The organism is Candidatus Methylacidiphilales bacterium, from assembly GCA_033875315.1.
In the GTDB taxonomy this organism is placed as follows: Bacteria; Verrucomicrobiota; Verrucomicrobiia; order Methylacidiphilales; family CAZTYG01; genus JANRJG01.
This window is the reverse complement of sequence record JANRJG010000014.1, coordinates 167,842-182,752: the sequence shown is the minus strand read 5'-3', so window position 1 is coordinate 182,752 and position 14,911 is coordinate 167,842. Positions and strand designations below refer to the sequence as shown.

At 60.8% G+C, this 14,911-nt stretch carries 14 protein-coding genes; 6 read left to right on the top strand and 8 right to left on the bottom strand.

Annotated features, from left to right (window positions below):
• Window positions 1-150 precede the first annotated feature (150 nt).
• Window positions 151-1,200, bottom strand: coding sequence for a tRNA-dihydrouridine synthase family protein (locus SFU85_05475; protein ID MDX6766220.1), 1,050 nt, complete (start codon window positions 1,198-1,200; stop codon window positions 151-153).
• Window positions 1,201-1,204: 4 nt separating this feature from the next.
• On the bottom strand, window positions 1,205-1,798 hold the full coding sequence (locus tag SFU85_05470; GenBank protein MDX6766219.1) for a Maf family protein: 594 nt from the start codon (window positions 1,796-1,798) through the stop codon (window positions 1,205-1,207).
• 107 nt (window positions 1,799-1,905) lie between these two features.
• Between SFU85_05470 and SFU85_05465 the strand changes: the two genes are divergently transcribed.
• Window positions 1,906-3,495 carry a hypothetical protein gene (locus tag SFU85_05465; protein MDX6766218.1) on the top strand — a complete coding sequence of 530 codons (1,590 nt, stop codon included), beginning with the start codon at window positions 1,906-1,908 and terminating at the stop codon, window positions 3,493-3,495.
• A 139-nt stretch (window positions 3,496-3,634) separates the two neighbouring features.
• Here the strand turns inward: SFU85_05465 and SFU85_05460 are convergent, their stop codons facing one another.
• The 3 genes from SFU85_05460 to rpsB all read right to left on the bottom strand — a co-directional run bounded on the left by SFU85_05460 (window position 3,635) and on the right by rpsB (window position 5,871).
• Window positions 3,635-4,339, bottom strand: coding sequence for a hypothetical protein (locus SFU85_05460; protein ID MDX6766217.1), 705 nt, complete (start codon window positions 4,337-4,339; stop codon window positions 3,635-3,637).
• Window positions 4,340-4,454: 115 nt separating this feature from the next.
• Window positions 4,455-5,066: a translation elongation factor Ts gene (gene tsf, locus SFU85_05455; GenBank protein ID MDX6766216.1), complete on the bottom strand. Its 612-nt coding sequence runs from the start codon at window positions 5,064-5,066 to the stop codon at window positions 4,455-4,457.
• A gap of 49 nt (window positions 5,067-5,115) precedes the next feature.
• On the bottom strand, window positions 5,116-5,871 hold the full coding sequence (gene rpsB / locus SFU85_05450; protein ID MDX6766215.1) for a 30S ribosomal protein S2: 756 nt from the start codon (window positions 5,869-5,871) through the stop codon (window positions 5,116-5,118).
• Between the two features lie 310 nt (window positions 5,872-6,181).
• Between rpsB and SFU85_05445 the strand changes: the two genes are divergently transcribed.
• Window positions 6,182-6,925 carry a hypothetical protein gene (locus SFU85_05445; protein MDX6766214.1) on the top strand — a complete coding sequence of 248 codons (744 nt, stop codon included), beginning with the start codon at window positions 6,182-6,184 and terminating at the stop codon, window positions 6,923-6,925.
• A 12-nt stretch (window positions 6,926-6,937) separates the two neighbouring features.
• On the opposite strand, the gene SFU85_05440 is transcribed toward SFU85_05445, so the two are convergent.
• Window positions 6,938-8,149, bottom strand: a complete 1,212-nt coding sequence (locus tag SFU85_05440; protein ID MDX6766213.1) for a glycosyltransferase — start codon at window positions 8,147-8,149, stop codon at window positions 6,938-6,940.
• 79 nt (window positions 8,150-8,228) lie between these two features.
• Between SFU85_05440 and SFU85_05435 the strand changes: the two genes are divergently transcribed.
• The 4 genes from SFU85_05435 to SFU85_05420 all read left to right on the top strand — a co-directional run bounded on the left by SFU85_05435 (window position 8,229) and on the right by SFU85_05420 (window position 13,658).
• The gene (locus SFU85_05435) at window positions 8,229-8,771 is read left to right on the top strand and encodes a glutathione peroxidase (GenBank protein ID MDX6766212.1); all 543 of its coding nucleotides are present in this window, start codon (window positions 8,229-8,231) and stop codon (window positions 8,769-8,771) included.
• Window positions 8,772-9,106: 335 nt separating this feature from the next.
• A complete protein-coding gene (locus SFU85_05430) occupies window positions 9,107-9,805 on the top strand; it encodes a hypothetical protein (GenBank protein ID MDX6766211.1) in 699 nt (232 codons plus the stop codon).
• A gap of 50 nt (window positions 9,806-9,855) precedes the next feature.
• Window positions 9,856-12,060 (top strand): transglycosylase domain-containing protein, encoded by a 2,205-nt coding sequence (locus tag SFU85_05425; GenBank protein MDX6766210.1) that lies wholly within the window; start codon window positions 9,856-9,858, stop codon window positions 12,058-12,060.
• 20 nt (window positions 12,061-12,080) lie between these two features.
• Window positions 12,081-13,658 carry a hypothetical protein gene (locus SFU85_05420; GenBank protein ID MDX6766209.1) on the top strand — a complete coding sequence of 526 codons (1,578 nt, stop codon included), beginning with the start codon at window positions 12,081-12,083 and terminating at the stop codon, window positions 13,656-13,658.
• A gap of 13 nt (window positions 13,659-13,671) precedes the next feature.
• On the opposite strand, the gene SFU85_05415 is transcribed toward SFU85_05420, so the two are convergent.
• Together SFU85_05415 and SFU85_05410 are read right to left on the bottom strand one after the other, a co-directional pair.
• Window positions 13,672-14,037, bottom strand: a complete 366-nt coding sequence (locus SFU85_05415) for a hypothetical protein (protein MDX6766208.1) — start codon at window positions 14,035-14,037, stop codon at window positions 13,672-13,674.
• A 15-nt stretch (window positions 14,038-14,052) separates the two neighbouring features.
• Entirely contained in the window at window positions 14,053-14,883 is an 831-nt protein-coding gene (locus tag SFU85_05410; GenBank protein ID MDX6766207.1) for an acetolactate decarboxylase, read from the bottom strand.
• Window positions 14,884-14,911 lie beyond the last annotated feature (28 nt).

Genomic DNA, 14,911 nt, shown 5'->3' with positions numbered 1-14,911 from the left:
AACGCAAGCTATCCAGCAGGGCTCCAGGCCGGTCACTGGCCACCCAATGCAAACAGGCGTTGCTCCTTGGAATGACCTATAACCTTTACCGCCTTTGGCGTCCCCATCTCTCACATCCTCACCGAGGATGTCAACAGAGCTAGATGACTTCTAGTGGCAATCTTCCCGCGGGTTGCCGGAATTGACCAGGGCGCCGCCGGGGGCTTCGGGGTCGAAGGGTGTGTCGTTCCCCAGCCAGGTGTCACAGATCCCGAAAAATTCCGCCTCGGTCACGGCGCGGCGGATCTCATACAGGAATCGGTTCCCGGGATCGGTGTGTTGGGCGATGAAGTGCATGTATTTCTTCATCTTGGCCACATGCAGCTTTTCCGGAAAGTCCGGGGGGAGGGTTTCGCGGTAGAGCACTTCGATGTATTCCCGCAGGTCGCGCAGAGTCGGGCGGGTGGTCAGTTCCCCGGCCGGGGAAAAGATCTCGCGCGCCTGGTTCCAGATCCAGGGGTTGCGGATGCAGCCCCTTCCCACCATGAGCCCGCGCGCCCCGGTCGAACGGGCCACGTCGCGGGCGTTGCGGGCGCTGAGGATGTTCCCGTTGGCGAAGACCGGGCAGGGCAGGCGCTGCACGGCCTGGGCGATGCGGTCGTAGTGGACATGGCTGCGATACATCTCCTTGACCGTGCGGCCGTGGATGGTGACGGCGTCGACGGCGTGCTTGGCGTAGACTTCGAGCAGGGCGTCGAATTCGGATTCGTCGTGGAAGCCGATGCGCGACTTGATGGTGAAGGGGATGGTGATGGCTTCGCGGAGGGCGCCGAGGACTTGGTCGATGTGGGGCAGGTCGCGGAGCATGCCGCCACCGGAGGACTTCTTGCAAACGATGGGGGCGGGGCAGCCGAGGTTGAGGTCGATGGCGGCGATGGGCAATTGCTGGAGTTCCCGGGCGGTGCGGACGAGGGCGGGGATGTCCTGGCCGATCATCTGGGCGATGACCGGACGGCCGGCGGGATTGGCGTGGATGCAGTCGACGATGGGCGGTTCGAGGCGTGAGGTGGAGTGGACGCGGAAGTATTCGGTGAAGTAGATGTCGGGTCCGCCATAGCGGTGCATGACCCGCCAGAAGGGCAGATCGGTCACGTCCTGCATGGGCGCCAAAACCAGAACCGGGCGGTCCGGAGGAAAAAGTGGAAGCAGTCGCGCGCTCATACGCTCATACAGTCCGGGTGGCCCGTGGATCACCATGCCAGGCCCGGACGATTTCCATGGGCAGGCCGATGACGTTGCTCAGGGAACCTTCCACGCGTTCGATGAGGTCGAAGCCGTGTTCCTGGACGGCATAGGCCCCGGCCTTGTCGAGGACATGGACCTTGTCCAGATAGGACGCGATAAGGGTTTCGTCCAGCGGACGGAAGGTGACGCGGGTGCGGGCGACGTGCTCGCGGAGTCGTTTCTCCCGCACGTCCAGCCAGGCCACGCCGGTCAGGACCTCGTGGGTGCGCGACCCGAGCAGGGCGAGCATGGCGGCGGCCTCGGTCCGGTCGGCCGGTTTGCCGAGGATGCGGCTCTCACAAACGACGAGCGTGTCGGCGGCGAGAATGACCGAATCGGGGCCGTGGAGTTTGAGTTGGTGGACGGCCTCGGCCTTGCGACGGGCGTTGAGGCGGACCAAGTCGTGGGGGGTGAGCTCCGGGTGGGAACGGGCGTCCCACTCGTCGACATCCGGGACGATGACGCGGAAGTGGATGCCGGCTTCCTCCAGGAGGTCCTGGCGGCGGGGAGAGGAGGAGGCGAGGACCAGGTCCATAGTCGGAAGATGCCCTTCAAGCCCTTGAATGAGAAGCAGAAAGCTTTTTCCTCTTCTCAAATGATAATGATTGTCCGACAACCAACGGATGCTATCAAACTTATGTGATGCGGTTTCGTGCCCATTTCCTGATTGTTTTTCTTGCCCTGTGCGTTCCCATTTTGCAGGGAGGGGTGCTCCGTGACCAAGTGGTATTCAAGGAAGGAGTGACCCTTCCCTCCTTCGCCAAGGCCACGCGAATCGAGTGTGAAATTCTTTCCGAGAGCGAAGACAAGGTGAGGATCAATCTTTCTCCGCTCAAGGGTATTTCCGACATCCGGGAAATCGCGAGGGGGGATATCCAGGAAATCATCCGTGGTGACCGTTCCGATTTGGAATGGGAAACCTTGAAAGCGAAGTGGGTTCTACCCAACCGATCCCAGCCGGTCGAATATTACAACAAGGCCGTAGAGGGAGAATTGTCCGCCTTTCTGGCCCGTCACCAGGGAAAACCCGTGGCCGAGGAAGCGGGAAAGCTGGCGCGAGCCTTCTCTCTTGAGGGGAAAATGGTGGCGGCGGGCTGGAGCCGCTTGGGCAGCCGATGGTTCAGTCCCACAGAGTCCGAATCCATGCGCGCGGTGGAGGAATTGGAGGCTTTGCTGGAAAAACTGGACACCATCCAGCGGGATGTTCTGGAAGACCGTTTCCAAAGCCTCATTGGTTTGGACGAGGAAATCCTCCGCTTCAAACAATCGGTTTATTATCCAGACCTGGTCGACGGACTTAAAATCATCGTTGCCCCGGCCCGGGACTCTTGCCCGGCGTCCCTGCGCTCGATCGCAGCGCTACCGGTATCCAACATGAGGACCCAGATCGGCATTTTTGTCGAAGCACGAAAAGTATTGGAGCCGATGCACCAAAACGAGGATTTTGAGCACCGGACCTGGATGGAACAGATGACAAAGCTGAACAACGCGGCAGCGGTCATTCCCGATCTTTCAGAATTCCACCAATTCATGCTCAAGGACAAGAATGCCATCCTCGGCGGATTGGTGATGCTGGCCTATCGCAAAGTCCGGGAACGCGAGTCTTCCTTTGAATCGGCAGCCACTGTCTTGGATTCCATGTGCTCCCGTCTCAACCTGCCAGTGGAGCAAAAGAACGACTACAGACTGAAGATCGACGAGTTACGCAGATTCAAGGCCCAACTGGAAAAGTTGCTGGATATCCAGGACTACCCCGGCATCGCTGAACTGGTCCCCCCCGTGCCGGAGATTCCCATGGTGCGAAAGGCCCGGGCCGCCTTGCGGGAGGAGGCGGAACGACGAATGGCGCAATCGCGCCCCCTGATCGAGAACATCCGCAAAGCGGTGAAGGATGGGCGCTACGAGGAGGCGGTTGAACCGGCCCGCACCCGGGCAGGCATCTGGCCCAACGATCCCGAGGCGGAGGTGCTGAAAACAGAATTGCTGGCCACTTTCCAGAAACTCATCAACGGCAAGAAAAAAGAGGACGGCGCGAGATTGTTCCAAGTCCTGAAAGCAGGCTGGGGTGGGGACGGGCAGGTGGTGGATGCGGAAAAGAATGTGGAATACGGCCGGTCTGTTTCGATGCTGGACAACATGTCCGGAGCCATGCTTTTGGCCATCGGTTTTAGCGCCTTGCTGGCGATCGTGATTCTAAGGGCGGCGGTGAAGTATTTTGCCGCGGGAGAATGATTCAGAACTTTTCTTTGGGGTCTGCCGTTCGTTCTCGTGCTCTCTGGGTATGAGAAAAGTTTGCACGAGATCGATTGAGATAAACGAAATCAGAGCGAGCCAATCAAATGAAGCGCGCCCTAGTCGTCCGCCCGAGCGCTCAATCCCCCATCAGCACGCGCCCGTCGGCATCCAAGCCCCGACAATAACCCGAAATGGTGGTACTTTCCCCGACTTTGTAGTTGCCCACCGCCTTGGGGTTGCCGCTGGTATCACGCGCCCGGATTTTGTCGTTTAAGTAACGGATGGTCACCAATACCTTGTCGTCTAACATGATATTAAAGATGCCTTTGGAGGGCTCGGTGATGCGCGTGATGAAGCCGGAAACCTGGAAGTAGCGCCCGCTGTGCACGTCAGGCTCGAACTCGGCGACCAAATCTGCAGCTTGGTAAAAGGGCTTGGGCTTTTTGGGGGCGGCGACGGGTGATACCGGGGGCGGGGAACTGATCTCTTTTGCCGGGGCCGACTGGGCGGCAGCCAGTGCGGTAGCCTGCTTGGCTTCATGGGCATTTTGACCCACGGATTGGACTTTCTGAAGCCATGATTGTGTACGAAAGCGAAGTGATTCGATGAAGGCCGTGGACTGGGCTTGTTCTTCCTTAGGTGCCTGAGTCAGGCCTGCTGCAGCCAGAGCCTCAGGAGTAGCTTCCACTTCGGCGACCCCACCATCGTGGACAAAAACCAGCCATTTGCCACGTGTAGTGACGAATTCCGGATGATTCAAAGAGCCCAAGGACGCCTCTCCTGCCCGGACAAAGCCGGATAGCATTAACAGAACGACAAGCACCACAGGCAATGTGCGCATGGGCGTTTTATAATCGACCCCTTTCCGTTTGGCAACCGCATCCCTAGATCCCCATATGAAAACGAAAAACCCCCTCGCCAGATGGGGAGGGGGTTTTGGGGGCTTAGGGCCGGGATCAAGCCTGGACGGATTCGCCGACGGCGTAGCGGACGAAGCGGCGGACGACGATGTTCTCGCCGAGTTCGCCGATCTTTTCGTTGACGACGTCGCGGATGGTCTTGTTGCTGTCCTTGATGAAGGGCTGCTCCATCAGGCAGACGGTGCTGTAATACTTGTCGACCTTGCCCTGGACGATCTTCTCGATGACGGCGGCGGGCTTGTCCTTGATCTGGGCGGCGGCGACTTCTTTTTCCGCGTCGATGAGTTTCTGCGGGACTTCCTCGCGGGTGACGCAGACCGGGTTGGCGGCGGCGATCTGGAGGGTGATGTCCTTGACGAACTCGCGGAAGTTGTCGTTCTTGGCCACGAAGTCGGTCTCGCAGTTGATTTCGATCAAGACGCCGACCTTGCCGCCGAGGTGGATGTAGGAGGCGATGACGCCTTCCTTGGCATCGCGGCTGGCTTTTTTGGCGGCGGAGAGGCCGAGCTTCTTGCGGAGGATCTTTTCGGCTTCCTCCATGTTGCCCTTGGCTTCTTCGAGGGCGCGCTTGCAGTCCATCATGCCCGCGTTGGTGCGGTCACGGAGGTCCTTGACGATCTTGGGGTCGATGGCGACGGCTTCAGACATGGTAATGGTTCCTGGTGGAGATGGGTGGGGGTTAGGCTTGGGCTTGAGCTCAGGCGGAAACGGCCTGGAGGCTGTCGGAGGCGGTGGAACGGGCCTCGTCCTTGCCGCCGCGCTTCTTGCCGCCGGCGTTGAATCCCTCGATGACCGAGTCGGCCAGCGAATTGAGGACGATGCGGATGGAGCGGATGGCATCGTCGTTGGCGGCGATGGGGTAGTTGACGCTCTCGGGGTCGGCGTTGGTGTCGGTGATGGCGACGACGGGGATTTTCAAGCGGTGGGCTTCCTTGAGGGCGATTTCCTCGCGGGTGATGTCGACGATGACCATGGCGTCGGGGAAGCGTTCCATGTCGCGGATGCCGTCGAGGTTCTTGTGGATCTTGGCGCCTTCGCGGCGGAGGGCGGAAACTTCCTGCTTGGGCATCTCCTTGAACTTGCCGTTGGTTTCCATCTCGTCGATCTGGCGCATGCGGGCGACGCTTTTGCGGATGGTGTTCAAATTGGTCATGGTGCCGCCGAGCCAGCGTTCGCAGACGTAGTAGGCACCGCAGCGGGTGGCGGATTCGCGGACGGCTTCCTGGGAGGCTTTTTTGCAGCCGACGAAGAGGATCTTGCCACCGCGGGCGGCGACGTCCTTGAGGAACTTGCCGGCGGCGTCGATCTGGTCGGAGGTTTTGGAGAGGTTGATGATGTGGATCCCGTTGCGCGCTTCATAAATGAAGGGCTTCATCTTGGGGTTCCATTTGTCGGTGCGGTGTCCGAAGTGGACGCCAGCTTCCAACAGTTCTTTCGGGTCGATCTTGGCCATTTCAGTATTTTCGGTTTATGATCCATCATCCGCCGGGGCGGTTCGGGACTTCCCTTTCTAGGGAATGGGGTTGGGTGTTGGGATGGCCGCAGAACGGCCGTTTCCATCACAGTAAGCGGAAAAAGTTACCGGAGGGCCGAACCCGGACAAGCTTTTTCTCAGCCCGCTTGGGATTCTTTAAAGGGCTCAACGCCGTTCGAAGTTGATAAAAACCGACTTAATCCCGTCCAGAGCACTGTACAACGATGGATTCCACGGTTTGTACATAAAAACCCATTGACGGGTTCCCGGGGTGGGCTAGGGTAGGCGGATGCGTGCGAGGGCATTGTTGATGGGCCTTGTGCTCGCCGTCTCCACAGTCTGGGGTGCGGAAGGAACGGTTGCCCCCCGGACGATCAAGCTGGAGGACGTCAAACTCAGCTCAAGCTATCCCCTCAAGCGGGGCATCGTCACGACCACTTTCTGGATCGGCCAGGGCTCGACCGGTTACAACAGCACGACCAATTACAAGAGCGCCTGGGACGGTTCGTGGACGCGCAATTTTGGCGGCACGGATTGCCCAGATAAGCGGGTGGGCGTGGCCATCCCCGGCGCGGTGACCCTGCCCAAACGCTTCGCCCCGACGCTCAATCCCTATTACGTGGCCCTGCCTTTCAATGACATCAAGTATCCCAAACTGGCCCGTCAGTATGTTCCCTGGTGGGATGCCGATTTCCACCGCAAAAACCCGTTTGTCTCCCAGTGCAAAGGCCGGTGGATCATGATCGAGTTCAAGGGCCGGGTGTGCTTCGCCCAATGGGAGGACGTGGGCCCGTTGCGCTACGACAGTGTCGGTTATGTTTTCGGCAACGACCGGCCCACCCGCGAACACAGCCAGGCGGGGCTGGACGTCTCGCCCGCGGTGCAGGATTACCTGGGTCTCGATGGCATGGATACAACCAACTGGCGCTTCGTCGAGGACGATGAGGTGCCCTACGGTCCGTGGATCGAATACGCCGAACAGGCCATCGTTTTCTCGGTCATCAAGGCCGAATACAAAAAGAAGTTGAATTGATCCGCGCGTGGGTCATTTGCGCTGTTTTCGGTCGTTCCCGTTCCAAGAGTTGACCGACCCAAGGCGGGCCCGGATGGTCTCCGCGATGGCCTCGACCGAATAGAGCGAGCGGATGGAAGCTTGGCCGCGTTCGGCCCGGAGGGCGGCTTCCGCGGGTTCTTCCCAAAGCTGCCGCATCAAACGGGCGGCATGGTTGATGTCGGGTTCGGCCCACCATTGGCCGGGTTCGTAAACGCCGGCGAATTCCGGCTGGTAACGGTGGTCTACCGCAGTGATACGTCGCAGGTGGTAGTCGACGGCGTAGCTGTTGCCCGGGGTCATGAAATCGGTGTTTCCTGAAAACCCGGTGGCGATGACCGGCTTGCAGAGGGCCATGGCCTCTGCCATCCCCAGCCCGAATCCCTCGGCCCGGTGCAGTGATACAAAAACATCACAAGAAGCGATGAAGTCGAGGAGCTTTGGGTGTTCCCAGGAGGCATCGACCATGATCCCCCCCACAGCGCGGAGGGCGGCATTCAAATCGTGGGCCAATTGCTGGTGGAGGGCGACCGTGTGGAGGTGGTGGGTTTTCAACACCAAGAGCGGGGGATCGGCCACTCCGGCAAATGCCTTCCGGAAGGCCTCGATGATGGCGAAGGGGTTTTTCCTTCCGATGTTGGAATTGGGTTCGAAGATGAACAGAAAGAGGGTGCGGTCTTCGGGCAGGCCAAAGTCCGCGCGACGCGGGGTGCCATGAATCCGTGGTATGGGGGGAGGGATGCGGACCACGGGCACGGGAGAAATGGCGGCGGCGTGGTCCTGCACATAACGGGAGGACACCCACAGTTCGTCCAGGTGGGGGAGGCATTTTTTCCAAACCTCTGGAAATAGCGGGAGTTCCCAATACCAATACCCGATCACCCGCTTGGAATCGCGCAACGCCGGGGCGGCATGGCGGATCCACTCGTACATGTAATCACCGTTGAGATGAATGAGGGTGATGTCACAGGCTTCAGGTTGGACATCCGGCTCCAGATGATCGCCGGTCCTGCGGTCGGAAGTCAGGTTCACCTGGGTATGGGCCAAAGGATAACCGGCCTGGCGGAGGGCCCGGGTCAGCAAGCGGAAAGCAACCCCCAGCCCGATGGCGATGGAGTAATCTCCAATCAGATGAATACCCCGTTTCGGGTCGGGCGGCCCGGAAGTGCGTCGTGAAGAAGAGAGGAGACGGGGTAGTGTCCACATGCCAGTGACGGTAGGGACTTCAGCCCGCCCTTGAACAGTCTCCACTTGCGCCCACCGGAGCTTGTGACACATTGGCTCCGTGCAACGAATCCCGATGGTGCTGGCCCTCCTCATGGGTCTGGCCACAACCCTTATGACCACGAACGCCAGCGAACTCACCACCATCAAAATCAACGGGCTCGATGGGCAACCCTTCGACATGACCCGCCTCCAGGGCAAGACCGTTCTCTTTGTCAACGTGGCCTCGCGCTGTGGCTTCACGAAACAATACGACGGGCTGGAAAAACTCTACACGACCTGGAAGGACCGTGGCTTCGTCGTGGTGGGGGTGCCGTCGAACGATTTTGGCGGCCAGGAACCCGGGACGGCGGAGGAGATTGCCGCTTTCTGCCGCAGCACCTACGCGGTGGATTTTCCCATGACGGAGAAAGTGGCGGTCAAGGGGGAGGCCCGGCACCCCCTCTACGCCTGGTTGACCCGTGGACGCGGGGAGCCGAAGTGGAATTTTCACAAGTATCTGGTCGATAAAAACGGCCGGGTGGTCGGCGAGTTCCCGAGCAAGACGGCTCCCGACAGTCCCGAATTGGCCGCCGCCCTGGAAGCGGCACTCAGCGCACCCTGATCGTTGCCCCGCCAGCTGTGGTGAGTGGGTGAGCGGGTGATTCCGGCGACCGAACCGGAGGCTTTGAGCTTGTCCGGAACCATGCAGTTGATATCGCGCAGAGACGCCGAGACGCAGAGACGCCGAGGAAAAGTGAAACGGATTGGGGGCGAAAAGGGATGTGCCGAACGTCGATAAAAAAGAGCCCCTAAATTCTATCTTCCTCTGTGTCCTCTGTGCTCTCTGTGGTGCAACTGCATTTTTCCGGCTTAAGCCTTGACCCGGAGGCGTTTCTTCGGAAAATCCGGATCCCTATGGTGCAATTTGAGGATATTCGCAGGGGCTTTGCCCAGATTTTGAGCGACCGGAACGCGGTGTGGAAAGTTCTCCTGGGCGGATTCCTGCTCATCAACCCGTTCCTTCTGGCCACCGCCCCCGCCTTCTTTTCCGGCACGGAAAATCCTTACGTTCCGGCCATATTTTACACCGCGCTCGGCTTCAACGTCATCAGCTTCTGGTTCCCACTGGGGTTCACTTATGAAGTCTTGCGCCGGGCCCGCTTCGCCACCGCCCCGCAACTTCCGGATTGGTCCTTCGCCGTGCTCGGGCGCTTCGCCTACGAAGGTTCGGTGAAACTGCTCATTGCCGTCTTCACCCTCATCCTCCCAGTGGGCATCTGGATAGCGCTTTGCCATCTGGTTTTCATCTCCATTCTCGGTCTGCCCGTCTCGATGCTTTCGCTTTTTGTCCCGCCGGCCATGCTCTTCGTCATCCCATTCTGCGGCGTCGGTTGCTGCCGCTGGCTGGACGGCGCCTCCCCTTTGGATTGCGCCCTGAACTACGGGGAAAACTTCCGCCTGTTCCGCAAAGCTTGGAAGTCCTATCTCATAGCCTCCATTTTCCTGACCGGCCTGAACAGCATCACCACCGCGTTTTTCTACACCATCCCGTTCGCGGCCGTCTTCGGACTCTGCCTGGTCGACACCTGGTTCGGGCCGATTTACGCCGCGACGCGCGAGGATGAGTCCCTGGATCCCGCACGTTTGCGGAAATGAGGGCGCAATTTTTGCGCTTCTTTTGGCCGAGATCGCGCTAGGTTGACCGGATGTCCGCCCGCCGCTGGAAATTCCCCCGCCCGCCCCTGTGGCTCAATGCCCTGGTCATCCTCGCCCTGGCCGGTGTGGCCCTTTTCCTGGCCAAGTTTGGCGCGTGGGCCATGGCCTTTGATCTGCGGAAAGTCTCCCACATGCCCGCCACCTCGGTCATCTACGACCGCAATGGCTATGTCATCCAGCGTCTCTTCGATGAAAACCGCGTCCTGGTCGACAAGGAGGACATTCCGCTGGTGCTAAAACAGGCGGTCATCGCCAAGGAGGACAAGCGCTTCTACTGGCATTTCGGCTTTGATCCCGTGGCCATTGTGCGCTCGGGTTTCGTCAATGCCTCCGGCCGCAGGATCACCACCGGGGCCAGCACCATCACCCAGCAACTGGCGCGCAATTCGGCCGGCATGTTCGACCGCACCTTCGACCGCAAGATCAAGGAGGTCTTCCTGGCCATGCGCATCGAGGTGGTCTTCTCCAAGGACGAAATCCTCACCTTCTACCTCAACCGCATCTTCCTCGGCGGGAACCTCTATGGGGTAGGGGCGGCCAGTGAGGCCTACTTCGGCAAGAAACCGAAGGACCTGACCCTTTCCGAGAGCGCGCTCATCGCCGGCATCATCGCCGGGCCCAACAGTTTTTCGCCGTGGAAAAACGCCCGCAAGGCACGCGAAGTCCGCGCCGTCACCCTCGACAACATGGCCGAGGCGGGATTCATCTCCCGTGCGGTGGCGGAAAAAACCAAGAAAGAACCGCTCAGCCTCCGCCCGCGCGCCGACCTTCCCGGTTCCTACGTCACCTCCGCGGTGCGTGACAGCCTGCCCCGGTTCATATCCGACGAATTGCTTTTCCGGGGCGGCCTGCAAATCCACACCACCATCGACCTCGGATTCCAGCGCAATGCGGAGCAGCAGATCGAAACGTCCCTGACCAAGATCGAAAAATCCTCCGGCTACCCCCACAAGACCCGCGCGGCCTGGTTGGCCTCGGAGCCGGACGACACCGAGGTGCCGCCCTACCTCCAGGCTTCCTTTGTCGCCCTGAACAACCGCGATGGCAGCATCCTGGCGGTGGTGGGGGGACGGGACTTCGATGAAAGTTCCTACAACCGGGTGCTGAACGGACGGCGCCAGATCGGTTCGACCATCAAGCCCTTCATCTACGCCCACGCTTTCAACACGCTCAACTTCACCGGCTGCACCGAGGTGGATTCGGGCGAATTCGACCTGACCCAGGCCATCGGCCCGGAGATCATCGAGGGAAACAGCCCGAAGTGGATCACGGTCCGGCAGGCCCTGGCCCAGAGCAACAACTACGCCGTCATGCGCACCGGCCTGGCCACCGGGGTGGAGGGCTTTTCCTATTTTTTCCAGCAGTGCACCGGTGTCCAGCCGCAGCCCTTTGCCTCCTCCTTCCTGGGCACGCCCGAGCTCACCACCCTGGATCTGGCCAAGGGCTACAGCGCCTTTGCCAATTACGGGGTCATCATCGAACCCTTCCTGGTGGAATCCATCAGCACGCATGAGGGACAGTTGATCTACCGGCACATCGATGCCCGCAAGCGTGTCCTGTCGCCCCAGGTGGCCTTCCAGATCCATGACCTCCTGGCCGGGGTGGTCGACGGGGGCACTGCCTCGGCCCTGCGTTCGACTTACGGACTCAAAGGACCGCTGGCGGGAAAAACCGGCACCACCAACGACTACAAGGACAGTTGGTTCTGCGGCTACACGACCGAGTTCACCGCCGCCCTCTGGATCGGCTACGACAACCCGAGCACCATCATGCCCGGCGGATATTCCAGCCGCATCGCCGTGCCCACCTGGGCCGCCATCATCAAACCCGCGCTGGAAACCTATCCTTCCGGTGATTTCCCGCCTCCCCCGGGCGTGCAACTGGCACAGATGCGGCGACAGGAAACGGTGTTCTTCTTCTTCAAGAAAGAATCCCTCTCCACCCGCGCCGAATGGGTGCGGGACGACCAGCGGGGCACGGCCCTGGCCCGCCTCGACCGCAAGGCCATGGAAAACATCCAGATCCCGCCCACCCACCCGACGCTCTGGGACCGGGCCGTGGGCATGATCTGGAAACCCGATGAGAAAGACCAGTTCGCCAACCAGACCCCCGCGGGCAACGCCACCGTTCCCCGGGCCGTGATCCAAGACAACACGGAAACCGTGGCGCCCAAGGCGGTCCCGGTCGGAGAGTAGCCAGGCGGATCCGGTTGTTGATGATCCCCTTGCCCCAACTTCTGGCCCGGATGCTGCCCGACCCCGAAGCCGCTCACCGGCCGGAACCCTGGACCCGGAGCGACTGGCGACTGGTCCTTTTCCTTGGCCCGGGCTTCACGCTGCTCTACCTGTTGACGGCCAGTTGTGCGCCCGACGACTGGGATTCGATCCAATTTCTCCGGGGATTGGACCACTTCAACATCAAGCTCCACCAACCCCATCCTCCCGGATACCCCCTTTACCTTGGTGCCGCCTGGTTGGTGCGTGCTCTGACCGGAGTGGGCGGCCACACGGCCTTCACCACCATCAGTGCGTTGGGTGGCGCCGTTGCGGTGCTGGCCTCCTTCGTGCTGGCCCGCACCGGTCTCTCGCGGTTCTGGGCTTTGTGCGGAAGTCTGGCCGTGGGATTTTCTCCCATGCTTTGGATGAATGCCATCAAGGCCATGACCGACGCGCCCGCTTCCGGCTTTCTTCTGGCCACCGCCGCCGTGGGCACGGCCGCCTGGTTCCATCCCTCCAGACGTTACCGGCTCCTATTGTTGGCCTCGGCCTGCGCTGTGGTCGCATCGGGTCTGCGACCTCAGAACAGCTTCGCCGCCCTTCTGATACTCGGTGTGTCGCTTGGTGTCTGCCGGATCGGTTGGCGTCCGAGCGCGATCGTCCTCGTTTGTTGGATGGGAGGCTGCCTGCTTTGGCTTCTGCCAACGATGGCCCTCCAAGCGGCGGCAGAAAACGGGGATTTCTGGACATCCTATTGGGCTGGAAACAACAGGCAGTTCCGCTGGCGCTTTGACCAGCCCTTGATCTATGCCGGGGCCGACCTGGCCGGAGACCCCCTGCTGATCAAGCGCCTCGGCATTCACCTCGCCAGTGGTCTCTTTCTCGGGCTGGGAAACGGGACCGATCCCTCGGTGCTGCTGACCACCCCGTTGGTGCTGGTCGGGCTGGCGGGTTTTATGCGCAGAGTGGGTGAACGGAGCGCGCAAGGACTGGTGAGACAGGTGGTTGTTCAGTTGTCGTGGATGGCGCCTTACGCGTTCATGATGTTCGTTTTTCTGCCCGGTTCCAGCCGATATTATATCCCTGTGCTGGCGCCATTGGTGCTGGCGGCCACGGCGGGTTGGTCGGCCTGGGGCCGGTGCAGCCGGATCGGCGTGCTCGGTGCGATCGCGTTGCCGGTGACTTTTCTCTGTGTGTCCCTGCCGCTGGCCTGGCAGAACCATACCGAACCCTGTCCTCCGTTCCGTGCCGTCACCTGGTTGGAGGAACAGGTGCCGCCCGGGGAGCGGGCTTCGACCCTGGTCGTGTTGAATGAGTCCCTGAGACATTTCCAACAAGCGGCACCGGGTTTCCGGGTCGTGGAATTGGATAAACTGCGGAAACCGGGGGCCTGGGAGTCCGCTCTGGCCGGGATGACCCGGGTCTATACGGAAAGCAACCGCCTGCCGGTCGTGGTCCAACGGAATGATCTGGGGTTGCGCGAAGCCGCGCTTTTCCAACGCCCCCCGGCGATTCATTTCAAACACTGGCGGGTCAGGCTTTACCGGGTCGAAGGCTGGCAGGCCCCGGTTCCCTGATGGCCGCGCCTCTTCAGTCCGCCGTTCCCGCTTTTTCCTCCTGGTAGCGTTCCACGGCGGCGTCAACCGCCCCCGGGAGGATTTCCAGCAGCTTACGGTCCATGAATTTGAAGTCGTCGCAGATGTCCAGGATCTCCATGGGGGGGAATGGCTCGAACTGCGGGAACATGACTTTCAGGCGGACGGCGTTTTTGCGTTCCATGGGCAGGATGAGATCCGCCCAGGCCACATCGCCTGCATTCACGCGACGGGGGCTGGTTTCGCCCAGACCGGCGGCCCGGACCTGGAATCGCCGGTCGTTTTTATACAGGCGTTCGGCGGTGGGACTGCGGCGCTTGTTGCGACCGCAGATGAAGAGCAATTTCAGGGGTGCAGACATGGGGTGGGCCCGCGCTCAGGAGGCGGCCAGATTGCGGACGGGAAGCCAGGTCTGGTCGATGTTCTTGATCTGCATGACCAGATCCTGTAACGGCCAAACCGTGACCTTGGCGGATGCCACGTCCATTTTGACGACGTGGCCGCCTTGGCGGAGTTCCGGGCTGGAACCATGGAGGTGGAGGGGGAGTCCTTCCACCGAAATCATGCGTTGGAGGGTGGGATTGGCCGCATAGATGCCGGCGACCTCCCATGATCCCGACGGGTAATCGGCCAGTTTCAGGTTGTTTTTGGCGTTGTAGCCGTGGGAAAGATCCAGTCCCTCCAGCGGCAGGTAAAAAGCCGCCGCTGCGGTGACCGCGCGGGCCTGTGCTTGGATGCGCACGGCCGCCAGGCCGATGTTTTCCTGGGCCATGCGGTCCTGAATCCAGGCATGGAGAGAGGCCGTGGCCGGACATTCCCATACCCGCGCGCTGGCGGGCTGGCAGACGCCCAAGGCCAGAAAGGGCAGGGGCGGCGATGCGCCGTCGTCGCCCATCGAAGGCGTGACCAGGGCCGTGCCGCCGGACCGGGGACGTTCCTGGAGCAAATCGATGACTTCCATCGGCCGCTCCCCTTCCGGGTCGGCCCAGAGAAGCTGCGGAGCGGAAACCGTTCCCAGGACAATGGTTTCCCCGTTGCGACGAAACCAATTGGTGGTGCCAATTCCCACGATGGGGCATTCGGGCGGGAAAGAAGAAATCTCCCCGGCCACTGTTTCCCAAGTCACGGTGTGGAAGAAATCCCCCTTGAGCATGCGCTCGACGGTGTTGTAGCAGAGCAGGACGGAGCGGTCGGCGGAGAGGTGCATCGGAGAATCAAGCGCGGGAATGCCTGCG